Origin of the sequence: Sulfurospirillum arsenophilum NBRC 109478 (assembly GCF_000813345.1) — a bacterium.
Lineage (GTDB): Bacteria > Campylobacterota > Campylobacteria > Campylobacterales > Sulfurospirillaceae > Sulfurospirillum > Sulfurospirillum arsenophilum.
On sequence record NZ_BBQF01000003.1, the window covers coordinates 146,446 to 172,534 of the forward strand.

The following is a 26,089-nucleotide window of genomic DNA, read 5'->3' on the forward strand; positions in this document are numbered from 1 at the left end:
TTATTTACCTGCTTTTTGCTTTTTTTTCCACTCTTTTTCAAATTTTTTACGTTTTAGATAAGAGAGTTTTTCGATAAAAAGACGACCCTTAAGGTGATCCATCTCGTGTTGTACGGCAATTGCCATAAGATCCGTAAACTCTTCTTCGTGTCTGTTTCCATCTCTATCGTAGTAAGAGATTTTGATATGTGCGGCACGCTCTACTTCATCATAATACCCAGGAACACTCAAGCATCCCTCTTGATAGATGGTCAAACCATCTTTTTCAAGGATGACAGGGTTGATGATTTCATAGAGATTTTCGATCAGTTGTGAGCCTTCATCATCGACAAGGTTGATGACCACTACATTTAAAGGCACTCCAATTTGAACAGCAGCAAGTCCAATTCCTTCTCTACAAACCATAGTATCGTACATGTCTTGCAACAGTGTGTGCAGATGTGCATCGAAATGCATAACATCTTTTGACGTTTCGCGTAGAAGCTTATTGGGGTAAACTAATACCTCTCTATTCATAGCTCCTCGCTTGGGAGGGAAGGCGTACAAACAATATACGGAACATGTTTTTTGCCAGTATGCGGCAATTCTTCAAGGGTTGCCGCAATAAATTCTTCGGCGTTATGGTCAGGATCAAGTGCTACAATGCTCAGCTCAATATCGGTTTCAACTTCACCTGTTCCAACAAAAAAGCTGGTTTGGTACACAAGTTCACTGATACGATCACACGCTTTTTTAGCGCCAACAATATCGGTATGTTTTAGGATCATCGCAAAAATACCATCACCAAAATGAGCAACAACATCGCTTCTACGAGATGTTTTTAAAAGGAGCTTGGCAATGTTGCGAACAACAATATCTTTATCTTTTTTATTAACAATCTTTTCTAGCGTATCTTCTTTAACGCGCGCTAAAACCAAAGAACTTGGATGCGCATAGTTTTTAATGAGTTTGATCTCATCTTGGAGGGATTTAAGCAAGTATCTACGATTGTAAACGCCATACTTGACATCAAAAATGGATTGGTTATCGACCTCTTGTAAAATAATTGTCGTTTTTTGGTAATAATCTTTTAAAAGATCAATCTGTTTGGTGGTTAAGCCAAACATTTTATTGAGATCTTCACTTAGGGAAGAGATAATATTTTGAATCGATAGTGGATTAGAATTTGCCTCTAATTGAGTCGAGCGTTTTTTAACAATCTCTTGCATGACATTCAGGTTGCGGTAAACCGTAGAGACGACTTGCATGATGTTTTTAATCTGTGCAAAACCCTCTTTGACTTCACGTTCAATGCGTGCATGATTTTCATCATTATTTGTATTTTCAAGCTCTAAAAAGTCGTTGATACGTTTTTTAAAAGCAGTCGGTTTACTCTCTAAAAGTTTGTCAAAATAGATCTGAAAATTGGTGGGTGTGGGAGGGATATTCTCATCTCCCAACACCTTGAGCACCAAAGCGGCAAATTTTTCAAGCTCAGCATTAGAAGCTTGGGTTACAATAGGCTCTTTTGAAGGCGTTGGTGGCGGGGCTTGCTCGATCATATCATCTTTGGTATCAATATTGTAAACACCCGTTGACCCTTTGTCTTTATTGAAACGAACCATTGTTTGCCTTCTTTGCTATATTATTTAAAACTTTTATCTAATACTTTATCAATCAAGCCATATTCACATGACTCTTCTGCACTCATGAAAAAATCTCTCTCAGTATCTTTAATGATTTTTGGAAGTTTCTGTGAACAGTTTTTTGCCAAAATTTCATTGAGTACTTGTTTCATGCGTAAAATTTCTTTAGCTTGAATTTCAATATCCGTTGCTTGACCTTGTGCGCCACCTAGTGGTTGGTGAATCATAATGCGCGCATTAGGAAGCGCATAACGTTTACCTTTAGCGCCAGAGCTAAGCAAAAATGCTCCCATTGATGCCGCTTGACCAATACAAATGGTGCTAATATCGGGTCTAACATAGTTCATCGTATCGTAGATACTAAAACCACTGGTAATAACGCCACCAGGAGAGTTGATGTAAAGATAGATGTCTTTTTCAGGATCTTCCGCTTCAAGAAACAGTAGCTGTGCTACGATAGAAGAAGCAACAACATCATTAATCTCACCACTGAGCATAATGATACGATCTTTTAAAAGGCGAGAGTAGATATCGTAACTTCTCTCACCGCGACCCGTTTTTTCGATAACGACAGGAACGTAGTAGCTCATTATTTACCTTTAGTAAAAAGCTTTGTGAAGAGTCTCTCTTCAATAATAGACATTTTAATCGCTGGAAGGACACCTTGTTTCTCATAGAACTCTAGGTATTCTTTTGGATTAGCACCTTGTTGCATTGCTTCAAAGTAGATCATCTGAAGGACTTCTTGGTCACTGACATTGATGGTCTCTTGTTTAGCCAATTCATCAACGATAAAAGTTAGTTTAACACTTTTTTCAGACTCTGCTCTAAATTCTTCTCTTTTTTCTTTAATTTTTTCAGGATTTCCCGCATATTCTTTGATTTCGTCTTCGCTAAGCTTGCCAAAAACGCTTCTCATTTGAAGGTCAATCTCTTGGTCGACAATGTTTTCAGGAAGATCAAATACAATTTTTTCTAAAACGTTTTCAACAAATTTAGGCTTAACTTCGTCATTGAAAAGTTTTGCTAATTTTTCATTGCGAATTTCGTCTTCAATTTGACCTTCAAGAACTTCTAGTGTTGGATTCTCAACACCTGGAAGAAGTTTTTTAATCATCTCTTCGCTAGGAGTTTCAGGGATATCTTTAACTTTAATCTCTTTAAGGGTTACTTTAAATGTGGTTGGTTTTCCTGCAAGGTCTTTGTTTCCGTAAGTCTCTGGGAACGTTACAGCAATCTCTTTAGCTTTGCTACTTACTTTTAGACCAATGATGCCATCTTCAAAACCTGGAATGAAAGAGTTGCTTCCAATTTCAAGTGTATAGCCTTCTGCTTTACCGCCTTCAAATGCTACACCATCTATAAAGCCTTCAAAATCAATCACAACGAAGTCGCCTGATTTAACAGCACGTTTCTCTTCAACCGTTTTAAGATCAGCAACCAGTTGAAGTGTTTTTTCAAGTCTCTCAGCGATCTCTTTTTTAGTGATTTTAGGAGCTTTGTATTCAGGTACGCACTCTTTGTAGCCTTCGATAATAATAGTTGGTTTGAATGAAAGTTTCATAACAAGATCTAACCCGCCATCTTTCTCTTCAAATTTTGAGAAGCTTGGCTCACCGACAACAAGGTCTGCTTTGATGTCAAGTTCAGCTAAAGCTTTTGTGTAAAGCTCTCTGAGTGCTTCTGTTTGTGCATCTTCTTTGAGTTGTTTGCCGTAGCGTGCTTTAACGATATGTGCAGGAACCTTTCCTTTTCTAAAACCATCAACTTTCATATTTGAAGCAGCCGATGCAATCATCTTCTCTTCTTTTTTTTGTAAAAGCGCAGGTGAAATGGTTGCCTCAACTGCAGCATTAGCACTATTTGTACGGTTAACTTTAATTTGCATAAAATCCCTTTTCGATATAAAATTTTGCTCAAATATACCAAAAAATTGCTTTTAAGTCGCTTTTTATCCATTAAAAAGCAAAATAGAGATAAAATATTTCGTCTTAATTTTAACAGAAGTGAATCACAATGCAACGAAGAGAAGAGTTTGAACAAGCCGTCAAAACAATGCTTGAAATTATTGGTGAAAATACCCAGCGTGAGGGGCTTTTAAAGACACCAACACGCGTTTTTAAAGCATATGAACATATGACACAAGGGTATCATCAAAGTCCCAATGAGGTATTGGGTGAAGCACTTTTTGAGAGCGACAATAATCAAATGGTACTTATTAAAGATATAGAGTTTTATTCGATGTGTGAACATCACCTTCTACCGATTATTGGACGTGCTCATGTTGCGTACATTCCTAATGGAAAAGTCGTTGGACTTTCCAAAATTCCTCGTATGGTTGACATTTTTGCGCGCCGTCTTCAAATCCAAGAACAACTTACCGAACAAATTGCTAAAGCGATTGATGATGTTATTGCTCCCAAAGGAGTAGGTGTTGTCATCCAAGCACGTCATATGTGTATGGAAATGAGAGGGGTTGAAAAAACACACTCCAATACCACGACATCAGCACTTCGTGGACTCTTTCTCAAAGCAGATACGAGGAAAGAGTTTTTCGACATCATCAATGCACCGCAGGCTAATCGCTACTAATGCCACTCGAGCGCCTCAAAAAACAACTTCACGGTAAAAGCCTCTCTCCCATGTTTGGCACCATCACCAAAATTAGCTCCACGACCATTGAGGCGTGTGGGCTAAGACCTAGTATTGGTGATATTGTTAAAATTGTTTCACTTGATGGGGCTAAAAGTGAGCTTGGCATGATCACCGAAGTGGATCGCAACTCCTTTTTTATCTCTCCTTTTGGTTTTATTGAAGGTTTTAAAACTGGTGATAAAGTCTTTATCAGTGAGCAAGGCATGATGATCCCTGTGGGCGAAGAGTTGCTTGGACGTGTGGTTGACCCGTTTATTCGCCCAAAAGATGGCAAAGGAACGGTAGGTGCAACGTCAATGGCACCTATCATGAAAGCGCCACTTGATCCGATGAAAAGAGGGCTAATTAACGAGCCATTTCGTGTCGGTGTCAAGACCATTGATGGACTTTTGACGTGTGGCAAAGGTCAGAAAATGGGCATCTTTGCAGGAAGTGGTGTGGGTAAGTCCACACTGATGGGCATGATCGTTAAAGGTGCAGAAGCCTCCATCAAAGTCGTTGCACTCATAGGGGAACGTGGACGTGAGGTCCCTGAGTTTATTGAAAAAAACTTGGGTGGTAACCTTGACAATACTGTCATTGTGGTAGCGACCAGCGATGATTCGCCTTTGATGCGAAAATACGGTGCTTTTAGTGCAATGAGCATTGCAGAGTACTTTAAAGACCAAGGACGAGATGTTCTGTTTATGATGGACTCCGTTACACGTTTTGCGATGGCACAACGTGAAATTGGTTTGGCTTTGGGTGAGCCACCAACCTCTAAAGGCTATCCGCCATCCGTTTTGGCACTTTTGCCTCAACTCATGGAGCGGGCAGGAAAAGAAGAGGGTAAAGGCTCGATTACAGCGTTCTTTACTGTTTTGGTTGAGGGTGATGATCTTAGTGATCCAATTGCCGATCAATCCAGAAGTATTTTGGATGGTCACATTGTTCTCAGTCGTGAGCTCACCGACTATGGTATTTACCCGCCGATTAGCATTCAAAACAGTGCTTCAAGGGTTATGGGCGATGTCATCGATGGTGAGCATAAAAAAGCGGCGATGCGCTTTAAGCGCCTTAACTCCATTTTGAAAGAGAACGAGGTTCTCATTCGTATTGGTGCGTATGAAAAAGGCAACGATAAAGAGTTAGATATCGCAATTAGCAAAAAAGAGAAGATGAATGGCTTCTTACAGCAAGATCCTGAAGAAGTTTTTGAGTTTGAAGCAACGGTTGCTGAGTTAAAACAGATCATTGCCTAAATTTTTTTAGTATTTTTTAATATAGAAAGTAATAGTATTCAAAAATTAATTAGGATAAAGTTTATCCTATATAGAATGGAGCAATAAGACGATGAGAGTCTATTTAGATAATAACGCAACAACCATAGTTGATCCTAAAGTTTTTGCTGATATGGAACCCTATTTTTGTCAAATGTATGGCAATCCAAATTCTTTACATGAATTTGGCAGTGAAAGTCATCCTGCACTTCGCAAAGCGATGGATCAGCTTTATGCTGGTATTAATGCAAGCGATGAAGACGATATTGTCATCACATCGTGTGCGACTGAGAGCAATAACTGGGTCATTAAAGGTATTTATAACGATAAAATTTTAAATGGCGACAAAGATCATATTATTACCAGCGAAGTAGAGCATCCAGCCGTTGGAGCTTCCTGTAAATTTTTAGAAGGTCTTGGCGTTAAAGTGACCTACCTTCCTGTTAATACCGATGGTGTCATTGAACTTGAAGATCTTAAAAATGCAATTACCGATAAAACAGCGCTTGTCTCCATTATGTGGGCAAACAACGAAACAGGTATGCTTTTCCCGATTGAAGAGATTGGGGCTATTTGTAAAGAAAGAGGCGTGCTTTTCCATACAGACGCCGTCCAAGCCGTTGGTAAAATTCCTGTGGATGTCAAAAAAGCCAATGTTGATTTTCTAAGCTTTTCTGCTCATAAATTCCACGGTCCAAAAGGTGTTGGAGGTCTTTACATTAAAGGTGGACAGCAACTCACGCCTCTGTTTCACGGTGGTGAACACATGGGTGGACGCCGTAGTGGAACGCTTAATGTTGCGGGTATTGTGGGTATGGGAAAAGCGATGGAACTTGCTGTTGAAAGCCTTGATTTTGAGAAAAACAACGTAAGACGTCTTCGTGACAAACTTGAAGATGCGATTTCGCTTATACCAGAAACTTTGGTGATTGGTACGAAAGAGCAAAGAGTCCCTAATACCATTTTGGTCAGCGTCAAAGGTATTGAAGGCGAAGCGATGCTGTGGGATTTGAATAAAAATGGCATTGCAGCTAGTACAGGAAGTGCTTGTGCGAGTGAAGCGTTGGAGTCAAATCCTGTTATGGAAGCTATAGGCGCAGAAGCTGATCTAGCACATACGGCTCTTCGTCTTTCACTTTCACGCTTTACAACCGATGAAGAGATAGACTACACCATAGAGATTTTAAACAATGCGGTAACACGCCTTCGTGCCATTTCAAGCACCTATGCGTATGCCCCTGAGTGGCATGTTAGTAAGCTATAAGCGAGTTCTTACAGAACTCTAAACACGCTTTTAAAGCAAAGCTCTAAAAGCTACGTTAACACTGGGTTCTCTTTGGCAGAGAGCCCGCGCACCTTTGGTGCTTTTATTTTTACATGTAAAAAAGGATAAAAAAATGGCAAAAAATAGTTTAATTGGCGGCTCCATCTGGGAGGAATACAGCCAAAAAGTACAAGATTTGATGAATAACCCACAAAATATGGGACAATTAACCGAAGAAGATGCAAAAGCAATGGGCGGAAAGCTTGTCATTGCAGATTTTGGTGCAGAGAGCTGTGGCGACGCGGTCAGACTTTATTGGATCGTTGATGAAGCAACTGAAATCATCAAAGCGGCAAAATTTAAAAGTTTTGGTTGTGGTACAGCCATCGCAAGTTCTGACACGATGGCAGAACTTTGTATCGGTAAGACAGTTTCTGAAGCGGTTAAAATCACCAATATTGATGTTGAAAAAGCAATGCGCGATACTCCAGACATTCCTGCGGTTCCACCTCAAAAAATGCACTGTTCTGTTATGGCGTACGATGTTATCAAAGCTGCTGCTGCTTCGTATAAAGGCGTTGATGCCGCAAGTTTTGAAGATGACATCATCGTATGTGAATGTGCGCGTGTTAGCCTTGGAACGATTAGAGAAGTCATTAAAATTAACGACCTTAAAACCGTTGAAGACATTACGAATTACACCAAAGCAGGTGCATTTTGTAAATCCTGTATTAAACCAGGTGGTCATGAAGCACGTGAATACTACCTTGTTGACATTCTAAGAGATACCAGAGCTGAGATGGAACATGACCATTTGCTCGCTATTTCCAATTCAAAAATTGATGGCACTAGCACGGTAAGTTTTGAAGAGTTGACCGTTGTTAAAAAACTAAAAGAGATCGAAGCGATCATCGATGAAAACATCCGTCCAATGCTCGTTATGGATGGCGGTAACCTTGAAATTCTTGATATCAAAGATGGAAGTGATGGCGCAATCGACGTTTACATCCGTTATCTTGGTGCATGCAGTGGTTGTGCAAGTAGCTCTACAGGCACACTTTATGCGATTGAAGCTGTCTTACAAGAGAAATTAAGTAAAAATATACGAATATTACCTGTCTGAAAAGACTTCAGAGGAGTGCTTTCGCACTTCTCTGAAATTTCTTACATGTAATAAGGAAAAGATGTGGCAAAAGTCGAATTTTTGGGACCCCTTGGACGTCCTAGCATTGAAGTGGATATTGCAAATTTAAACGAACTCAAAACCTTTTTTAAAGAGGACAAAGAACTTCAAGACTGGCTTGCTATCTGCGCAGTTGCTGTGAACGATACGCTCGTTTGCGACCTAAATATACCACTCTCCAAAGAGGATAAAATCTCACTTTTACCCCCAGTTTGCGGAGGTTGATTCATGCTTGAACTTCATGATGGACCTTTACATGTAAACACGATTTTAGCTTCGTGGTACGACCACGTTTGCGATAAAAATTATGGTGCATTTATCCCTTTTGTAGGCATCGTCAGAGATGAAGATGGTATCGAAGGGCTTAGTTTTGACATTTACGAGCCTATTTTAAATAACTGGTTTAACGTGTGGCAAGAAAAAGCCAGAGAGCAAAACGCTTACCTTCTTATGGCGCACTCTCGTGGTGATGTACCTAACCATACTTCAAGCTACATTGCCGCTGTTGTCTCTCCGAAACGTAAAGTTGCCCTTAAAATGATTAACGATTTTGTCGAAGATTTTAAAGCCAATGCTCCTATTTGGAAATATGATTTGGTAGAAGGCAAACGCGTGTATGCCAAAGAGCGCTCGCATGTTCTCAGTGGCTCTGGACTCTTAAAGGCGGATGCATGAGTAAGACATTCCTACCGTTTGATGAAACACTAGAAGCGCTTGAAAACTCCATAAAAACAGAAATGGGCATTGAAAATATTTTCATAGGTGACGCGCTTGGTCGCTTTCTTGCCGTTGATGTTGTAGCACAAGAAGACAATCCAACGCATGCAACTTCTTCGATGGATGGTTATGCCATTCGTTGTGAAGACCAACAACTAGGTTCACTGATCATCAGCGATTTTATTCCTGCGGGAACTGAAACGCATGGTGTCGTGCATAAAGGTGAGTGTGTCAAAACCTTTACGGGCACATTAATGAGCGAAGGCAGCGATACGCTGATTCCCATTGAAAATGTCGAAGTTAAAGAGGGAAAAATTCACATCACTTCCGCGGTATCCAAAGGCTTTGCGGTTCGCCCTGTGGGTGAGAACTACAAAGCGGGTGAAGTGCTCATCAAAAAAGGCACGAAGATTGGTTTTGCTGAGATTGGTGTGATGGCAGAAGTGAGTATGGTTCAAGTTGAAGTGTTTATGAAGCCTCGCATCGCCATTCTCTCAACCGGTAATGAAATCTTGGACTTCGGCGAGCCAAAAACGTCTTATGCACAAATTCGAAGTTCAAATCACGTCACCGTTGAAGCGATTTTACGCCAACTAGGCTGTGAGTGTATGCGTTTTAAACTCATTCGAGACGATCGTGATTTGATCGAGCAACAACTCAGACAAGCGTTGATGTGGAGTGACATCGTCATTACCACGGGCGGTGGAAGTGTTGGAGACTTTGACTTTCTACAGAGTATTCTAACCGACATGAAAATCGAAAATATCATCGACGGTTCATACATGAAACCAGGTCGTCACATTCGTGTGGTCAAATCGGGTCACAAATACATCTACGCTCTCCCAGGCTTCCCGTACAGTGCTTCGGTTTGTACCTTTTTATTTATAGCCCCACTGCTTCGCAAAATGCGCGCGCAAACGTTTGCCTTGCCAACGATTAAAGCTTACATGGGCGAGCTCTATAAAAAACGTTCCAAATTTGTGGAATTTACAGCGTGCAATCTTCGATTTATTGAGGGGCAGCTTGTTGTTGATTTAGAAGGCAAAAAAGAGGGCAGTAGTGCCATCCTCAATAACCTCTTAGAAAATCCCGTTCTTTTACGCGTTGAAAAAGATGTCCAAAAAATTGAAAAAGGCGAGATGGTTGACGTGGTATTGCTGGACTTGTAAAAGTTTGGCAATACCCAAAAAACTTCGTTTTAGTCTTTACATGTAAACAACATAACCTCTATTTTTGAAAGGTTTTTATGGATAACACACTGTTCGATAAAACCATCACATGCCCTTACTGTTGGGAGAACTTTTCTATTTTCATTGAACCTAGTAGTGAAGTGGGAGAGAGTTATATTGAGGATTGTTACGTCTGCTGTCGCCCCATCGAAATTTACGTTGCATCGAAACATGACGACTTTATAGATATTCGAGTTAGCCGTATAGAGGGGAATGAGTTTTAGAGGCTTGTTTTTTCTTTACATGTAAAAATTTTTATATCATAGTAATCTTTTGCATCAATAATTTTTGTAAGGATAAGTAATGGAAATTAATTCAATTTTACCAATTTTTACTTTAGTACTAGGATCATATTTGACTTATTATTTTGCTAATAAATCAAAAAGAGAAGAAGCTGTTTTAAAATATAAAGAAGAAAAATACGTTAATTTACTTGTGTTATTGCGAGGATTTGTTGGTTCATCAGCAAACGCTGAAACAAAGCGTAAGTTTTTTGAAGAGCAGTACAAATCATGGATTTATAGTTCTGATGATGTTGTAAGGGCAATTAATGCTATGGTTAAATTAGTTATTGATTCAAAAGGAAAAGATCCTGATCCTGCAAAAGGTAGAGAGGTTATTGGAAATATTGTGCTAGCAATGAGAAAAGATTTAAAGGGAAAAACAAATTTAAATTTCTCTGATTTTGTTTACACAGATGTTTTGTAACCATTGTAAAATATACTTTTTAATAGAAAACCTAATTTTAGGGCTATTGATCAAAATAGCCCTATCCAACTCCAATACGTGTAGACCATAATCGTACAAAAAACTGCTCCAAATAGACTCATGATCGCACCCACTTTAATCAACTCACTTGAGGTGATCTCTTCCGTTGCAAGACCGATGATGTTCGGGAGATTGGAGACGGGGAGTAGGTATTGGTGAAGCATATTCATACTGACTAAAATGACAAATGCTGTGACTTGCATACCTGCATTGGCAGGAAGGGCGGCAACGGCGATGGCATGGGCGATGACTACAGGTGTTAATGCCGTTGTTTTGGGACCTGCTCCTGTGAATAAGACTTGAAGTGCAAGCATTAGCCAGATGAAAATGACGACTTGTAGTTTGACATCAAGACTAAGTAATGGATGAAAAAACGTACTCGCAAGCCACGCGGCGGCGCCTGTTTTAACGAGCAATGAACCCATAGACAAACCAGCCCCATACACGATAAAAACATTCCAAGGAACTTTTTTCTCAGCTTCTTTCCATGTCATGACTTGCGTAGGAACGGGGGCTATCATCGCAGCAACGGCAAGTAGGGCAACGAGCGTGGTATCAAGACCGTGAAGTTTATCGGTTGCCCATAAAAGAAGCGTCGTGATGAAAATGACAAACGTATAAATCTCTTTTGAGCTCATTTTCCCCATAGCATTTAACTGTTTTTGCATGACATCTTGACCTGCTGAGATGTCTTTGATGTCGGGTGGAAACATCTTAATAATCATATACGTTGCGATTAAGCCCATAAGTAGGGCTGGTGGCATGCCGATTTTAAACCACTCCATCCAGCCTACGGTTACTCCTGTTGCATTTTTGATAAGACTAACAGAAATTGGATTGGCGGCGTGAGAGGTCATAATGCCCATGCAGTACATCGTTCCTGCCACGGTAACAATATAAATCAAGCCTTTGACTAGTGTACTTTGCCCTTTTTCGGCACCAAACGCTAAACCCATTGAGGTGATAATCGGTATAACCAAAAGCGTTTTAGCCGCAAGAGAAGGAATGAAAAAGGTCATAAGAAGTGTGACTAAGGAGATCGCCCAGTATAAATTGATGGCGGATTTTCCGATCTTGCTTACAATGATGAGCGCAAGCCTTTTGGAAAGCCCAGTGTCACCCATACAGGCTGCCATAATCATACCAAGAACGACAATCCAAACGCCCGTTGAAGAATACCCAATCAGTGCTTCACCAATTTTTCCTGCACCAAAGAGAACCAAAAAAGCAATGATTAAAAAACCACTCTGGGCATCATCCAGAGCTTGAGTGATCCACACAATGATGGCAAAGATGCCAACCCCAAGCGCTACTTTTCCTTTGAAATTGAGTCCCGCCATTTCGGGTGTAAGATAAATCATGGAAAGCATGGCGATTAAAGCCAAAACAATAAAAATAATCTTCTTGGTGTTAAACATATCAACTCCTGTGTGCGCCCTAGATATTCAGTTGCAGGAAAATGTCACATACAAAATGTGATGTTGAAGTAGAATAAGATAAGAAACCTTAAATTTAATGTAAAAAGAGGTTTGAGTGAAACTTTGAATTAAGTAGATTTACATGTAAGGACAATCCTTACATGTAAACGTCAATCATTAACTGAAATCATATTTTATTTTTGTTAGATCTTCAGATATTGCCCACAATTTTTCATGTTCAGCTGTATTTCTTGCACGACATGGTAAGCGTTTTATTTTTGGTGATCCTTTGAGTTGTAAGCACCCTTTTGGGCCATAGAACGTACCACTTGAAACATCGTCTACACAAGCGAGCAGGGTTGGTAATGCTCCTTTTTCTGCTTCTTGACCAAGGAGTTTAACGAATATCTTTGAGGGCTTTGAATATCTTTGTAAGTTTGTTATAGATGCACCAGGGTGAGCTGCTACACATGTTAACCACGGTGCTTTTTTCCCTAGCTCAAGCATGAAATCAAGATTGGCGAGTTTGGACTGTCCGTATGCTTGCATTGGGTTATAACTCAGGTTACTTTGAAGGTCATTGAAATTGATTTTACCCCAAAATGCTACTAAACTAGAGACAACCACAACACGCGGTTTTTGACTTCTTTTCAACGCAGGCAATAATAGTCCCGTCAAGGCAAAGTGCCCTAAATGGTTGGTGGCAAATTGAAGCTCAAAACCTTTCGTGGTTACTTCTCTCTTTGGTGGTGCCATTACTCCTGCATTATTAACGAGAATGTCTAAGGGCTTATTTAATGCCAAAAATCTATTGGCAAAGTTGGCAATAGACTCTTGATCGGCTAAATCAAGTATTTCTAGTTTAAATAGACCGCTTGATGCTGATTTTTGTAGTTTTTCTAACGCTGCTTGCCCCTTTACTTTATCTCTGCATGCAATGATAACCTCGGCTCCTGCTTCACCTAATGCCAAAGCTGTATAAAATCCAAGTCCACTATTGCCACCTGTAACAATGATAGTTTTCCCCTTTAAATCGCCGATGTCTTCTAGTCCCCATGCCTTTTGGCAACATTTACAACCCATAATAAAACTCCTTTGATTTTAAATTTCGATAACTATCGAATTATAAAGATATACGAAAGACATTAAACCCACTATACAAAAGACATTGGGTTTAGTTAGGCAAGAGTTTTTTGACTTCTTCCCATGTGGAAAGGATAGGTCTTGCAATCAAAAACTTACCTTGTCTCTCTGTTACGATAAGTCCTGCATTTGTCAACTCTTTAAGATGATGTGAAACGGTAGGTGCGCCAATTTTAAGTTTATCAATGATGTCAGTCACACAACATTCATTAGCTTGAAAATCACTTTGCTCCCCTTTTACAATACCGAGATAAATCTCGAGTCGATTAGGATGAGAGAGTGCTTTCATCACTTTTGCAGCTTCTTTAATATCCATAGTATCCCCATATAATTCGATAGTTGTCGAAGTATATAATTTATAGTCTTCTTTGTCAAGTTCAAAATAATCTTTTACATGTAAAGATTCTAAACTTCTTTATGCATTTTGCCATTAAACGAAAAAATCGTTTGAAGATTGATCTTTTTCCCACCTTTTAGCATTAAAAACTCTTCATACTCTATCATCATCAATTCCGTCACAATACTTTTAATGGTAGTGGTTTGCTCATTTTCAAGATAGACAATGGTGGAAGGAATTTTACGTTGAATGGCGACCATCAGTTGGTCGTAAAATTCGCAAGAGATGGGATTATGCATAAGAACTTCTTTTCATGTGTGGATTTACGATGCGATGGCTAAAAAACCAAGATAAACAAAAACATACCGAGCCAGTTTGGCAAAACCTACGATAATGACAAACTTCCACCACGCATAACGTACGATGCCAGCGACAAAGGTAAGTGGGTCGCCGATGATGGGAAGCCATGAAAAAAGCAGGCTCCATGCGCCGTATTTTTCAAAAAGAGACGAGGCTTTTTGGAGGTGTTTCTCTTTCATGTAGTTTTTACGTAGTGCAAAATCTGTGGCGTATTTTCCAAGGATATAGTTGGCAAAAGCACCCAGTGTGTTGCCCAGTGTGGCGACACCTAAAAGTAGAATAGGGCTTAGATGTTCGCTTAAAAGATACACAAAAAGTGCTTCGCTTCCACCGGGTAAAAGTGTGGCAGAAGCGAAGCTGGTTAAAAAGAGAGAGAAATAGCTCACTGTTTAGGAAATGACCGCTAAAATCGTCTCTTGGTTAGTGACATTGGAGTCGTATTTGACGACCAAAAGTTGCTCACTTTCATTGCGATACCATTCAAGAACGCCTATAACATTGTGTAAGTGTTCAACCCGTGTGAGATCGAAGCTGTCGTAAGAAAGATAGATGTTTTTGTTATGACTTGGATTTTTGAGCGCGGCGATCAAAAAGAGCCAGAGAATACAGGTAATGAAGATAACCCATGCTATCTCTTTAATGCCAAAGTGTTGTAAGAAATAACCACCAAAAACACCACCAATAAACGTTCCAGCATACCCAAAGGTGTTAAATACACCGAGTGCTGCGCCTTTTTGGTGAACCTTCGCGTATTTACTCGCCATGGATTGCATAAGTGGTTCATGCATGTTAAAGCCGATGAAGAAGATGACCACACCCACGATAAACCACGGAGCGGCGTGAGCGTAACCCATCATAACGTAGCTGATGGCAAATAAGGAGACACCGATCATGAGCATCTCTTTGGAAAGGTGTTTTTTCTCACCTAAAATAGCGGAAGGTCCCATGGCAAGTACACCACAGATCATCGCTGGAAGATAGACCATCCAAAGCTCTTTTTTGGCAAACCCAAACTCTTGAACCATGATGATAGGAATGACCATAAACGCGAGCGTCATCATCCCTTTTTGAAGCATGTTGGTGATGTTCATGTTCATGAGATTGCGGTCTTTTAAAATGTGTTTGAGCTCCGTCTCGTCTGCACCATAATGGTGGACGATTTTAGGAGGATTTGGCACTTTGGTGTAGAGTACGATCATTGCAAAGATGGAAAGTGCTGCGGTAATGAAAAAGAGTTTATCGACACCATAATAACCGCCGATGACAGAGCCTAACATCATGGAAATAGCAAAACTTGCCGCAATACAACCACCCATGATCGCCATAGCTTTGCCGCGCACCTCTTCTTTGACCATATCGCTGATCATCGCAGTACCAACAGCACCAATGGCAGCAGCACCTTGTAAAAAACGACCGATCATCAAGCCATAAATGGTGTCACTGTACGCACAGACGAGTGAGCCTGCGAGAAAGATAACCAGACCAATAAAGATGGTAATTTTACGCCCAATTTTATCGGATATGATGCCAAAAGGGATTTGGAGTAACATCTGTGTAACGGCATATCCACCGATGGTGATACCCACGAGAAATTCGTTAGAGCCCTCCAGATGAAGCGCGTAAACGGAGAGGACGGGTAAGACGATAAAGAGACCTAAAAAACGGAGTGAAATAATAAGGCTAAGGGGAAAAATAGTTTTGAACATGGAAGGAAATTCCTCGAAATTTAATCAAGACAAATTTTACCCTTGTTAAACTTTGAAAATTCTATGGATTCACTGAGCAACTCTTTGTACAAGGTTGTTTTATGTTATAATTTACACCCTAAATGATGATGGTAAGCGCCATCAATGCGTTAAGAAGTTGAAAAATGTAAGGCACAAAGGTGTCTTTTGTAATGGATGTGAATGCGACAGAGTATACTTTTTTTAGTGTGTTTAATGATTTTGGTGAGCGGTTGTAGCTTAAAAACGACCTCTCCTTCCTCTCAAGATGAAGCCTTTGTAACCTCGATTAAAGAGCAAAACGAACGTTTTGAGTCTCTCAGTCAAAATGAAAATTTTGATGAACTGCTTTCTTTGTTTCGTCAAAATTGCGCGGCACCTTTAAGCAAAAAAGTCTATGCCAATGTCTGCGAACAAGCTTTACATGTAAACGATGCCAAAGCTTTTTTCAAAAACTCTTTTGAACTTAAAAAAATCCAACCCAATGAACAACGCTCGATGTTGACAGGTTACTATGAGCCGCTACTTCATGGAAGTATGAAAAAGAGTGCGCGTTTCAAATACCCAGTATATGCCAAACCCAAAGACCTTCTCATGATCGTGGGCGAGAATGACAAGAAGATGCGTGGACGTTCCGTAAAAGGCAAGATGATGCCTTACTATACACGCGAAGAGATCAGCAAACGCAAGCTCAATGCAGAAGTTCTCTGTTATGTAGACGATAAAATAGACCTTTTCTTTATGGAAGTGCAAGGCTCGGGAAGGGTTGAGTTGGAAGACGGTAAAGTCATTTTTATAGGTTATGCCGATGCTAACGGGCATCAGTACAAATCTTTAGGTCGCGAGATGATGAACCGTGGCATTTTCGCCAGTGTCGAAGAGATTTCATTGCAGAGTATCAGAGCATGGCTTGTAGCGCATCCAACGCAAATAGACGCACTGCTTAACACCAATCCAAGCTATGTCTTCTTCCGCAGAATGGATCAAAAAGCAACAGGAAGTTTGGGGCTTGTGTTGACACCTGAGCGTTCCGTTGCGGTCGATCGCAGTTTTATTCCACTAGGTTCACTCTTAGCGGTTAAGAGCCATTCGGCAAATTACAGTGTCGATAAATTTGTTTTTGCTCAAGATACGGGTGGTGCGATCAAAGGGCCAAATAGGGCTGATATGTTTATGGGGTATGGCGAGCGAGCGCAGTGGATAGCAGGTGAGCTTAAAGCGCCGCTTGAAGTGTGGATTATGCAACCCAAATTTTAAACAAAAATCGGTACAATAAAAGATTAATTACAAGCATTGGGAGCAGAGTTTGAGAATTATTTTAGCCACGTCCAATCAAGGTAAAGTTAAAGAGTTCCAGTCATGGATCAATGAGTATGAAGTGGTCGCTTACAGCGATATTATGGAGCCTTTTGAGATCGATGAGACAGGCTCGACGTTTAAAGAAAACGCTCTGATTAAAGCGCGCGCCGTGTATGAAAAACTAGAAAACAAAAACGACATCGTTTTAAGCGATGACAGTGGCATCAGCGTACCCGTTTTAGGCGGGGAGCCGGGCATTTACAGTGCGCGTTATGCAGGCGTTAATGCAAACGCAAAAGATAATTTGAACAAGCTTATTCAGACGCTTAAAGACAAAGGGATTGCAAAAACGCCCGCATTTTACACCGCAGCGATTGCACTTGTTTGCAAAAAAGGTGAATTTTGTGTGCATGGCTGGATGCACGGCGATGCCATTGCAGAAGCACGTGGAAACAATGGCTTTGGGTACGACCCGATGTTTATTCCATGTGGTTACAACCAGACACTGGGTGAACTGGATGAAAGTGTAAAAAAAGCCTTTTCACACCGAGCACGTGCGTTGGAGCTCGCGCACATCGTTATCAACAGTTTGAAATAAAGAAGTAATCAAAAAAACGTAAAATAGACTAGGCTTTTTTGATAATGGCTATGGTTCATAGCGCTTATTAAAGAAGCCTCAATGAAAATCTTAAAGGATAGAAATGGCAACAGTATTAATTATTGGCGCAGGTGGGGTGAGTCGTGTCGTCACCAAAAAATGTGCGATGAACAAAGAGGTATTTTCACACATCGTCTTGGCAAGTAGAACCAAATCAAAATGCGATCAAATCGCAAATGAGATCAAAGAATCTTTACATGTAAACATCGAAACGGCTGCAATTGATGCGGATAATGTCGATGCATTGGTGGCTTTGATCGAAAAAGTAAAACCCGCTTTAGTGATGAACATCGCTCTTCCGTACCAAGACTTAACGATTATGGATGCGTGCATTAAGACGAACGTTCCCTACCTCGATACCGCAAACTACGAACATCCAGACCTTGCAAAGTTTGAGTACAAAGAGCAATGGGCAAGAGATAAAGCGTTTAAAGATGCTGGCATTATGGCGCTTTTGGGCAGCGGATTTGACCCAGGTGTCACCAATGTTTTTTGTGCCTACGCACAACAATACCTCTTTGATGAGATCAACTCTATCGACATTTTAGACTGTAACGCAGGAGATCATGGTTATGCGTTTGCAACCAACTTTAATCCCGAGATCAACCTTAGAGAAGTCAGCTCCAAAGGGCGTTACTGGGAAGAGGGCAAGTGGATCGAAACAGAGCCAGTATCTGTAAAAATGGTGTGGGATTACCCAGAAGTAGGCCCTAAAGACAGTTATTTGCTATACCACGAAGAGCTAGAGTCCTTGGTTCAAAACATCAAAGGGCTTAAACGTATTCGCTTCTTTATGACCTTTGGTCAAAGCTACCTTACACATATGAAATGTTTGGAAAACGTCGGCATGCTTCGCATTGATGAAGTTGAGGTTGATGGCGTGAAAATCGTTCCGATTCAACTTCTAAAAGCGCTCCTTCCAGATCCTGCGAGTTTGGGACCTAGAACGGTTGGCTTTACCAACATCGGTTGTGTCTTTGAAGGATTCAAAGATGGCAAAAAACGCAAAATTTACATCTACAACGTATGCGATCACCAAGCGTGCTACCGTGAGACGGGCGCTCAAGCAGTCAGCTACACCACGGGTGTTCCTGCAATGATCGGTGCGAAGATGATGTTAGAGGGCAAATGGGCTGGTAAGGGTGTGTTCAATATGGAGCAATTCGATGCAAAACCATTTATGGACGAGTTAAACACACAAGGGCTTCCTTGGAAAATCATCGAAATGAAACCCGACGAGACTTACGAAATTAAATAATCTACCTCGCTCAAAGCTTTACATGTAAAGTTTTGAGCCTCCTCTTTGACACTTTACATGTAAAGGATTACCATGTCAAAAAAAGCTAAAATTCTCTGGACAACGGACAACAAAGAAACCTCCCTACATATGGTCTGCCTCTATGCACACAACGCTATTTTAAAAGGCTGGATGGATGAAGTGGAAGTGCTGGTTTGGGGCGCTTCACAACGCTTGATCGCTGAAGATGCGGAAGTGAGAGCCAAAGTTGAAGCGATGATAAAGGATGGCGTTAAAGTGGTGGCATGTCTTAAATGCGCTGACACGATGGACATTACCGCGCCTTTACAAACGTGTGGCATTGATGTTCATTATACGGGAGAACTACTCAGTTCGTGGATCAACTCTGGTGAGACTGTTATTAGCGTATGAAAACAGTTTTAATCACGGGCTGTTCTTCGGGCATTGGTTATACTTGTGCCAAAGGGCTTTCAAAACTGGGCTATAGTGTTTTTGCCACCTGTCGCAATGATGCAGATGTTATGCGCTTGCAAAGTGAAGGGTTGAATGCTTTTAAGCTCGATTTGTGCGACTCTGGCAGTTTACATGTAGCGCTTGCATGGATGCTTTCTCAAACGGGTGGTCGCATTGATGTTCTCTTTAACAACGCCGCTTTTGGGCAACCCGGAGCCGTGGAAGACCTTAAACGTGATGTGCTTCGTGAGCAGTTTGAAACCAATGTCTTTGGCACACAAGAGCTTACAAACCTCGTACTCCCTTATATGCGCAAACAAGAAAGTGGACGCATCATTTATAACAGCTCTATTTTGGGTTTTGTGGCGATGAGTTACCGAGGGGCGTACAACGCTTCCAAATTTGCGATTGAAGGACTTGCTGATACGTTGCGTTTGGAACTTCATGGAAGTGGCGTAGACGTTGTCCTCATTGAACCAGGTCCTATCCGGAGCAATTTTCGTAAAAATGCCCTTGCCAAATTTTTAGCCAATGTTGACTCTGATCGTTCAGCGCATCGTGAAATTTATGCTAAAACATTAGAGCGACTTCAAAAAAGTGGTGATGGTGCTTTTACATTGGGGGCTGAGGCAGTTTTGGAAGTTTTAGTTCAAGCGATTGAGGCTAGGAAACCGAAATTTCGTTATCCTGTAACGTTCCCCACCAAGCTCTTTGTGTGGCTCAAACGTCTTTTACCAACCTCTTGGATGGATGCTATAGCGCGTAAAGCAGGGGATTAGGAAGCCTCAAATGAGGCTTCTTTTCACGTTCTAAATTTATTCAAAATCGCGTTTAGTTTTTCAGTTAACGAGTTAAGATGCTCGCTTGCTCCTGCGATCTCTTCTACACTTCTTGTATTTTGGATTGAAAGTGTATTGATCTCTTCGATTTTACTCACGATTTCTTCGATCTTTGAGCCTGTATTAATATAATCCGTAACCGTTTTGTCGTTTAATTTGGTCGCAATATCCATAATATCAACGGTCGTATTGATTTTTTTACCAACATCTTCGGCAACAACAGAAAGCTCTTGAACTTCTTTTGAGTTTTTATTCATCTGCTCACTACTGTCTGTAATGGCTTGGACGATAACGTTGATGGTAGCATGAATCTCTACAAGGCTTTTTTGGGTACGCTCTGCTAATGTTCGTACTTCATCGGCAACAACGGCAAAACCTCGTCCATGTTCACCCGCACGTGCGGCTTCTATGGCAGCATTGAGCGCTAAAAGGTTAGTCTGATCGGCAATATCGCTGATGACCGTGAGGACATTTTTGACTTGATCCGCATCTGAGCTAAGCTGTTGGATTCTCTGCGCTAGTTCCATCTCTGTGTGCGCACTGTTTTGAACACGTTCTCCTAACTGTTGGACAAATCCTCGTGCAGATCTAAGTTCTTGATTGGCTTTGATGATCTCTTCTTTGGACTCTTTGGCTTTGGTAACAGAAGTGCTAATCTCTTGCTTGATAGCATTAGACATGGTGCTGGTTTGATGGATAATCGTGGTAGAGTCTTCGACACGTTTACCTACTTGGAGCGTTGTCGTTGAAAGTTCATGTGCAATGGAAGCATTTTCACTGCTCGTCTCCTTAGCAAGTGCAATCGTTGCGCGAACCTTTTCAATAAAGTTATTGATCTCGTTGGAAGCTCCACCAATTTCATCTTGGTTTTTAATTTCGAGCTGTTTGGTAAGATCTCCATCGCCTTCTGCTAAATTGTGCGCCGTTGCTTGAAGGTTTAAAAGAGGTTTTGCAATAAGATTGGTAATGAGAAAATAGATTGCAATTATTGCAATGAGGGCGACAATAAACCCTGCTATAACGGTCTCAAATAACATACTGTTGATATTAGCACTTATCTTTTGACCTTGTTTTGCCGTATGCTCTTCAATGTTGTCAATATACGTGCCTGAGATAATCGTCCAATCCCATTCTTTAAAATATTTTGCATAGGCTATTTTAGGAGCATCTTTTTTGGTGATAGGATGTTCGGCATTGTAGATAAAGAAAGTACCTTCTTTAAGATTTTTTAATGCGCCTTCAACCAACTCTTTTCTAAACAATCGTCCCATAGGGTCTGTATCGGTTAGTTTGACCTCTTTACCTTTTCTTTCAGGCTTGAGTGCATGAAACGCATATTCATAGTTACCGTTGTTACTTTTTTTAATGGCATAAAAATAACCTTCTTCATCATCGGTATAGCGCAATTTATTGAGAATCTTAATGGCTTCATTTTGAAAATGCTCTTTAATGCTTGAAGCATAGTCTCCCGTGCCGATGACAATATCTAAAGGTTCGTAGTAGAAGTTATAAGAGAGTTTTGGTTCATCTTGTTTGGTTACAGGATGAGGCCAAATAAACTTGGTAACACCCGTTCCTTCTTTTGCTGCTTTGAGAAGATCTTTGATAACGAAGTTTCCTTCTTTATCTTTCATATCGATTAGATTTTTACCGACCAGTGCTTTGTTGATAGGATGAACGACATTGATACCTTCTAAATTATACGCATAGAAGTAACCTACATCATTGTTATAGCGATAGCCATTAATCAGTGCTAAAAGCATGGTACGCAACTCATCTTTAGAGAGTTTATCTTTATTGTTGGTGTAGATGTCGTCTAATGTTTTTTTGAGAATCATTGCATCCGCTTTAATCTTTTGCGCGATGTTAGCTTCTGATGAAGAGGCTTCATAAAATGCCCCAATGGCTTTTTCTGCCATAATGGTAAAGGCTTTGAGTTCATTTTTATTAATATCTAAAATAAGCTCACCTTCATCTTTCATTTGTGTTTGCCCGAGTTGGTATGATTTGTAGATGATTACACCCAACGAAATGGATGCCACGACGGCAATGGAAACCATGAAGACAATCAAGGCTTTAATTTTAATGCTCAAAGCTGGCATATACTCTCCTTATATTTTGCTCAAATTCCTAATATTATCGTAACTTTTGGCTAATTCTTTAATGCTACGCTTGTATTGAGATTCTTAAGAGTAAAAATGCTACATTTCATGTGTAATTTTTGGAGAAAAACATGTTGAAAATAAGTCGTATTGAAACCGTACTTGAAGATATTCAAACACCAGCATACGTGTGTGAAGAGGTTCTTTTAGAGCAAAATTTAACTCTTTTAAAAGAGGTCAGTGAGCGCTCAGGTGCTACCATCTTACTTGCCCTTAAAGGCTTTGCCTTTAAAGCACTCGCTCCGCTTGTCGATAAATATCTCAGTGGTTGTACATGCAGTGGACTTCATGAAGCGAAATTTGCCAATGAATATTTTAAAGGCACGATTCACACCTACTCACCCGCGTATAAAGAAGAAGACATTGATGAAGTAATAGCTTTGAGCGATCATCTTATTTTTAATTCCTTTAATCAATGGGAAAAATATAAAAGTAAAGCGATTGGGAAAACCAGTTGTGGACTACGCCTTAACCCTGAAGTCTCTTCAAGCCCTGTGGATCTTTACAATCCGTGTGGATTATACAGTCGCTTGGGTATCACCAAAGAAAATATGCAGTACGATCAATTAAAAGGCATTGAAGGGCTTCATTTTCACGCGCTTTGCGAACAAGATGCAAACGCTTTGGAAGAGGTCTTAAAAGGGTTTGAAAAACGCTTTGGAGATTTGATTCCACGTATGAAGTGGGTGAATTTTGGAGGAGGGCATCATATCACGCGTGATGGGTATGATGTCGAAAAACTCATTAAAATTATTAACGATTTTAGAGCGCGATACGATGGCATTAAAGTCTATCTCGAACCGGGTGAAGCGGTGGGTTGGCAAACGGGACCACTCATTGCGAGTGTGCTTGACATCGTGCATAACGGTATGGACATTGCCATTTTGGACATCTCCGCTGAAGCACATATGCCGGACACGCTTGCAATGCCGTATCGCGCTGCCATTAGGGGTGCTGGTGATGTGGGTGAAAAGCCAAATCTTTACCGATTAGGTGGACCTACCTGTTTAGCCGGTGACATCATGGGCGATTACAGTTTTGATGAGCCTTTGAAGATTGGTGATAAGCTTATTTTTGAAGACATGATTCACTATACCATCGTTAAAAACACCACGTTTAACGGCGTTAAATTACCAGATCTTGCCGTTTTGCATCGTGATGGAAGCTATGAAGTGACCAGCCATTTTGGGTATGAAGAGTACAAACGACGCAATTAAGAAAGGGCGCATTGAGCGCCTCTTCTCTAATGTAAAACGCGTTTTGTAGCGCAGATAAGAACTTCTTTTCCTTGTTCCATCGCATTTTTATTAAACTTCATGCTAGGATTATGAAGCCCAGGAGTGAGGTCACACCCCAAGCCAAAATACCCCGCTTTAATGGATGGTCGCTCTTTGATGTAGTAGTGAAAATCCTCTCCACCCACGGTTTTAATCTCAGGAGCTAATCCTTCTTCGCCATAAACATCAACAATCGCTTTAGACAGTACATCAATTGCCTCTTTAGAGTAGTGTGCCGCAGGAATGTAGGAGTAGGTATTAATCTCTGCTGTTGCACCTACTGTGGCTGCTCCTGCACTAATAGCTGATTGGGCACGTTCAAGTAAAAGATCCATTGTGTCGTTGAGCTCAGACCTTACATCCCAAATGACCGTTGCTTCATCGGGGATCGCGTTGGTGACACCTGCATCGGCAATCATCTTGGTCGCTTTGATGCTGTAAGAGTCTGATGGGTTGAGGTGAATGGCATTGACCGCAGTGATGGCAGCAACAGCCGCATCAATAGCATTAACCCCTAAATGAGGGCGTGCGCCGTGGGCGGCAACACCGTGGAAGATGGCTTTGAGACGATTGGATGCCCCATGGTAGAGTGCTGGGGTTGATTTGCCCATCGGTACTTCTGAAAGAGGGCGCAAATGAAGCCCTAAGATCATATCCACATCATCAATTGCTCCAGCTTTTATAACCGCTAATGCACCAGTACCAGGCTCTTCTGCCGGTTGAAAAAGGATTTTGAGTTTGCCTTTAGAGATGAGTTTTTGAGCGATAATCTCTTCTGCAGCAGCAAGAACCATTGAGGCATGTGCATCGTGTCCACAGGTGTGCAAGGCACAAAGTTTTCCATCGATAAAATGACCCAGTGCGTCGATGTCCGCTCGAAGGGCAAGAGTTGGACCTGCAACGCCACTATCGTACACACCAATGACACCCGTACCACCCACACCTGTAGTTACAGTATAACCAGCCTTTTTTAGGGCATTGGCTAAAAATTCTGCCGTTTTAAACTCTTCAAATCCAAGTTCAGGCATGGCATGTAATGTATCGTATAACTCAATGACTCGTGACATTTTGAAATCCTTAAAAGCGTTTTAGTGCGTATAGAATGGCTAAATTTTGCTTATTGTTGACTTATTGTGCACTCTACTTTATAAAAATAGAATAATTAAAATATATAATTATAAATTAAATTTTTAAAGGAGTTTATGTGGGAGTAGAAAATCAATCTCCAGATGAATGGAAAGTAGGTGTTGGTGCCTATATCGCACTAATATTTGCAGTGCTGTTTTTTTCGGGTCTATTTATGAAAGTTGATGGTATGGAGTGGCTTGGTGCACTTGATTTTACAACGTTATCAGGAAAATTTGGAACGCTTCAAGATGGGAAAAGTACCTTTGTAGGCTCAGGTGGTGTGAGTGCAAAAGCGGGATTTTTATTTGCGCTCTCTTTGGTTCCAACGGTGATGTTAGCACTTGGTATGTTAGAAATTTTTAGCCATTACGGTGCGATTCGAGCGGCACATAAATTATTAACACCCTTGCTAAGACCGTTACTTGGCATTCCAGGTCTTACGGGTCTTGCGATGATTACGGATTTGCAAAGTACCGATGCAGGAGCTGCTTTAACCAAAGAGCTTTACGATGAAAAACAGATTACCAAAAAAGAGTTGGTTATTATGTGTGCGTGGCAGTATTCTGGAGCGGGCATGATTAACAACTATTTTGCGATTGGTTCAGCAGTATTTTCAACATTGACTATACCTGTTCTCATTCCGTTGTTGTTGGTATTTGTCTTTAAATTTATCGGTGCAATCGGTGCACGTTTTGTTCTCAATAGTGTTTATAAAAAGGATTTTATCAATGAGTAGTCCAACAACTCCAACCACAAATAACCCATTTGATATTTTTGTCATCGGCGCTCGCAAGGGCTTTAATATGGCTATCAATAACTTGATGCCTAATGTTTTGATGGCGTATGTTATTGCTGAAATTTTAAATGTGACGGGTGCTATGAAAGCCATTGGTACACTCTTTGCGCCTGCTATGGCTATTTTTGGCTTACCTGGTGAAGCTGTTACAGTGCTTTTATCAACATGGCTTTCGTGTTCTGCAGGTGTAGGTATGGCTTTGAGTCTTTTTACCAAAGGTGTATTAACAGGGACTCATGTGAGCATTTTAATGCCAGCACTTTTTCTTATGGCATCTCAAATTCAGTATATGGGACGACTCTTAGGCGTTGCCGATGTTCCTAAAAAATATTGGCCCCTTCTAATGGTAATTAGTATCCTCAACAGCTGTTTAGCCATGCTGATTATGCGTTTTGTTGTCTAAGGTTTTAAAGCTATTTATCTTTACATGTAAAAAAGGAAGTCGTTCTATTTCCTTTTTTACATCCTAACAAAATCCTTATCTTTTAACCCCAAATCAAGATATTTCCCCACTTTTATCTGCTCTATAATTTTCCT

General features: G+C 40.7%; 29 protein-coding genes. 17 read left to right on the forward strand and 12 right to left on the reverse strand.

The genetic code is table 11. From position 1 onward, the window contains the following. Genes def through tig form a run of 4 tightly spaced genes read right to left on the reverse strand, consistent with a single transcriptional unit; the run spans window position 1 to window position 3,513 of the window. Window positions 1-516 (reverse strand): peptide deformylase, encoded by a 516-nt coding sequence (def, locus tag SAR02S_RS08340; RefSeq protein ID WP_041958735.1) that lies wholly within the window; start codon window positions 514-516, stop codon window positions 1-3. Beyond that, window positions 513-1,604, reverse strand: a complete 1,092-nt coding sequence (locus SAR02S_RS08345; RefSeq protein ID WP_041958736.1) for a GGDEF domain-containing protein — start codon at window positions 1,602-1,604, stop codon at window positions 513-515. Before SAR02S_RS08345 ends, def begins: the two co-directional genes overlap by 4 nt. 20 nt (window positions 1,605-1,624) lie before the next feature. Further along, window positions 1,625-2,215 (reverse strand): ATP-dependent Clp endopeptidase proteolytic subunit ClpP, encoded by a 591-nt coding sequence (gene clpP, locus SAR02S_RS08350; RefSeq protein ID WP_041958737.1) that lies wholly within the window; start codon window positions 2,213-2,215, stop codon window positions 1,625-1,627. After that, a complete protein-coding gene (tig, locus tag SAR02S_RS08355; protein WP_041958738.1) occupies window positions 2,215-3,513 on the reverse strand; it encodes a trigger factor in 1,299 nt (432 codons plus the stop codon). Before tig ends, clpP begins: the two co-directional genes overlap by 1 nt. Before the next feature lie 128 nt (window positions 3,514-3,641). Between tig and folE the strand changes: the two genes are divergently transcribed. From folE to SAR02S_RS08395, 9 genes are all read left to right on the forward strand, one after another. Beyond that, window positions 3,642-4,217 (forward strand): GTP cyclohydrolase I FolE, encoded by a 576-nt coding sequence (gene folE / locus SAR02S_RS08360; RefSeq protein ID WP_041958739.1) that lies wholly within the window; start codon window positions 3,642-3,644, stop codon window positions 4,215-4,217. Then, window positions 4,217-5,521, forward strand: coding sequence for a flagellar protein export ATPase FliI (gene fliI, locus SAR02S_RS08365; RefSeq protein WP_041958740.1), 1,305 nt, complete (start codon window positions 4,217-4,219; stop codon window positions 5,519-5,521). Before folE ends, fliI begins: the two co-directional genes overlap by 1 nt. Before the next feature lie 91 nt (window positions 5,522-5,612). Further along, complete coding sequence (locus SAR02S_RS08370) at window positions 5,613-6,803, forward strand: NifS family cysteine desulfurase (protein ID WP_041958741.1); 1,191 nt, start codon at window positions 5,613-5,615, stop codon at window positions 6,801-6,803. Window positions 6,804-6,936: 133 nt separating this feature from the next. Then, window positions 6,937-7,926, forward strand: coding sequence for an iron-sulfur cluster assembly scaffold protein NifU (locus SAR02S_RS08375; protein WP_041958742.1), 990 nt, complete (start codon window positions 6,937-6,939; stop codon window positions 7,924-7,926). A gap of 63 nt (window positions 7,927-7,989) precedes the next feature. Next, the gene (locus tag SAR02S_RS08380; protein ID WP_041958743.1) at window positions 7,990-8,211 is read left to right on the forward strand and encodes a MoaD/ThiS family protein; all 222 of its coding nucleotides are present in this window, start codon (window positions 7,990-7,992) and stop codon (window positions 8,209-8,211) included. A 3-nt stretch (window positions 8,212-8,214) separates the two neighbouring features. Next, window positions 8,215-8,661, forward strand: coding sequence for a molybdopterin synthase catalytic subunit (locus SAR02S_RS08385; RefSeq protein WP_041958744.1), 447 nt, complete (start codon window positions 8,215-8,217; stop codon window positions 8,659-8,661). Then, window positions 8,658-9,872, forward strand: a complete 1,215-nt coding sequence (locus SAR02S_RS08390) for a molybdopterin molybdotransferase MoeA (RefSeq protein ID WP_041958745.1) — start codon at window positions 8,658-8,660, stop codon at window positions 9,870-9,872. The genes SAR02S_RS08385 and SAR02S_RS08390 overlap by 4 nt, the downstream gene beginning before the upstream one ends. Window positions 9,873-9,949: 77 nt before the next feature. After that, a complete protein-coding gene (locus SAR02S_RS13375; protein WP_156961457.1) occupies window positions 9,950-10,156 on the forward strand; it encodes a CPXCG motif-containing cysteine-rich protein in 207 nt (68 codons plus the stop codon). A gap of 79 nt (window positions 10,157-10,235) precedes the next feature. Further along, entirely contained in the window at window positions 10,236-10,640 is a 405-nt protein-coding gene (locus SAR02S_RS08395) for a hypothetical protein (protein ID WP_041958746.1), read from the forward strand. Window positions 10,641-10,690: 50 nt separating this feature from the next. Here the strand turns inward: SAR02S_RS08395 and SAR02S_RS08400 are convergent, their stop codons facing one another. From SAR02S_RS08400 to SAR02S_RS08425, 6 genes are all read right to left on the reverse strand, one after another. Continuing rightward, window positions 10,691-12,118 (reverse strand): SLC13 family permease, encoded by a 1,428-nt coding sequence (locus tag SAR02S_RS08400; RefSeq protein WP_041958747.1) that lies wholly within the window; start codon window positions 12,116-12,118, stop codon window positions 10,691-10,693. A 177-nt stretch (window positions 12,119-12,295) separates the two neighbouring features. Beyond that, a complete protein-coding gene (locus SAR02S_RS08405) occupies window positions 12,296-13,201 on the reverse strand; it encodes an oxidoreductase (protein WP_041958748.1) in 906 nt (301 codons plus the stop codon). 91 nt (window positions 13,202-13,292) lie between these two features. After that, window positions 13,293-13,577, reverse strand: a complete 285-nt coding sequence (locus SAR02S_RS08410; RefSeq protein ID WP_041958750.1) for an ArsR/SmtB family transcription factor — start codon at window positions 13,575-13,577, stop codon at window positions 13,293-13,295. 89 nt (window positions 13,578-13,666) lie between these two features. Next, window positions 13,667-13,897 (reverse strand): hypothetical protein, encoded by a 231-nt coding sequence (locus SAR02S_RS08415; protein ID WP_041958751.1) that lies wholly within the window; start codon window positions 13,895-13,897, stop codon window positions 13,667-13,669. Window positions 13,898-13,921: 24 nt separating this feature from the next. Beyond that, the gene (locus SAR02S_RS08420; protein WP_041958753.1) at window positions 13,922-14,344 is read right to left on the reverse strand and encodes a YqaA family protein; all 423 of its coding nucleotides are present in this window, start codon (window positions 14,342-14,344) and stop codon (window positions 13,922-13,924) included. Between the two features lie 3 nt (window positions 14,345-14,347). Next, on the reverse strand, window positions 14,348-15,664 hold the full coding sequence (locus SAR02S_RS08425) for an MFS transporter (protein ID WP_041958756.1): 1,317 nt from the start codon (window positions 15,662-15,664) through the stop codon (window positions 14,348-14,350). A 201-nt stretch (window positions 15,665-15,865) separates the two neighbouring features. On the opposite strand from SAR02S_RS08425, the gene mltA reads away from it, so the two are divergent. From mltA to SAR02S_RS08450, 5 genes are all read left to right on the forward strand, one after another. Further along, the gene (gene mltA / locus SAR02S_RS08430) at window positions 15,866-16,939 is read left to right on the forward strand and encodes a murein transglycosylase A (protein ID WP_052433579.1); all 1,074 of its coding nucleotides are present in this window, start codon (window positions 15,866-15,868) and stop codon (window positions 16,937-16,939) included. Between the two features lie 49 nt (window positions 16,940-16,988). Further along, window positions 16,989-17,579, forward strand: a complete 591-nt coding sequence (gene rdgB, locus SAR02S_RS08435) for an RdgB/HAM1 family non-canonical purine NTP pyrophosphatase (protein ID WP_041958758.1) — start codon at window positions 16,989-16,991, stop codon at window positions 17,577-17,579. A 103-nt stretch (window positions 17,580-17,682) separates the two neighbouring features. After that, window positions 17,683-18,897, forward strand: coding sequence for a saccharopine dehydrogenase family protein (locus SAR02S_RS08440; RefSeq protein ID WP_041958760.1), 1,215 nt, complete (start codon window positions 17,683-17,685; stop codon window positions 18,895-18,897). 72 nt (window positions 18,898-18,969) lie between these two features. Continuing rightward, window positions 18,970-19,308 (forward strand): hypothetical protein, encoded by a 339-nt coding sequence (locus SAR02S_RS08445; protein WP_041958762.1) that lies wholly within the window; start codon window positions 18,970-18,972, stop codon window positions 19,306-19,308. Then, window positions 19,305-20,129, forward strand: coding sequence for an SDR family NAD(P)-dependent oxidoreductase (locus SAR02S_RS08450; RefSeq protein WP_041958763.1), 825 nt, complete (start codon window positions 19,305-19,307; stop codon window positions 20,127-20,129). Before SAR02S_RS08445 ends, SAR02S_RS08450 begins: the two co-directional genes overlap by 4 nt. Before the next feature lie 23 nt (window positions 20,130-20,152). On the opposite strand, the gene SAR02S_RS08455 is transcribed toward SAR02S_RS08450, so the two are convergent. Continuing rightward, on the reverse strand, window positions 20,153-22,291 hold the full coding sequence (locus tag SAR02S_RS08455; RefSeq protein WP_041958765.1) for a methyl-accepting chemotaxis protein: 2,139 nt from the start codon (window positions 22,289-22,291) through the stop codon (window positions 20,153-20,155). A 131-nt stretch (window positions 22,292-22,422) separates the two neighbouring features. Between SAR02S_RS08455 and nspC the strand changes: the two genes are divergently transcribed. Beyond that, on the forward strand, window positions 22,423-23,568 hold the full coding sequence (gene nspC, locus SAR02S_RS08460) for a carboxynorspermidine decarboxylase (RefSeq protein WP_041958767.1): 1,146 nt from the start codon (window positions 22,423-22,425) through the stop codon (window positions 23,566-23,568). A 26-nt stretch (window positions 23,569-23,594) separates the two neighbouring features. Here the strand turns inward: nspC and SAR02S_RS08465 are convergent, their stop codons facing one another. Then, window positions 23,595-24,695: an amidohydrolase gene (locus tag SAR02S_RS08465; RefSeq protein WP_041958769.1), complete on the reverse strand. Its 1,101-nt coding sequence runs from the start codon at window positions 24,693-24,695 to the stop codon at window positions 23,595-23,597. Window positions 24,696-24,832: 137 nt separating this feature from the next. Between SAR02S_RS08465 and SAR02S_RS08470 the strand changes: the two genes are divergently transcribed. Together SAR02S_RS08470 and SAR02S_RS08475 are read left to right on the forward strand one after the other, a co-directional pair. After that, complete coding sequence (locus tag SAR02S_RS08470; RefSeq protein ID WP_084218477.1) at window positions 24,833-25,492, forward strand: nucleoside recognition domain-containing protein; 660 nt, start codon at window positions 24,833-24,835, stop codon at window positions 25,490-25,492. Continuing rightward, window positions 25,485-25,955: a YjiG family protein gene (locus SAR02S_RS08475; protein ID WP_041958773.1), complete on the forward strand. Its 471-nt coding sequence runs from the start codon at window positions 25,485-25,487 to the stop codon at window positions 25,953-25,955. The genes SAR02S_RS08470 and SAR02S_RS08475 overlap by 8 nt, the downstream gene beginning before the upstream one ends. Window positions 25,956-26,089: the final 134 nt, after the last annotated feature.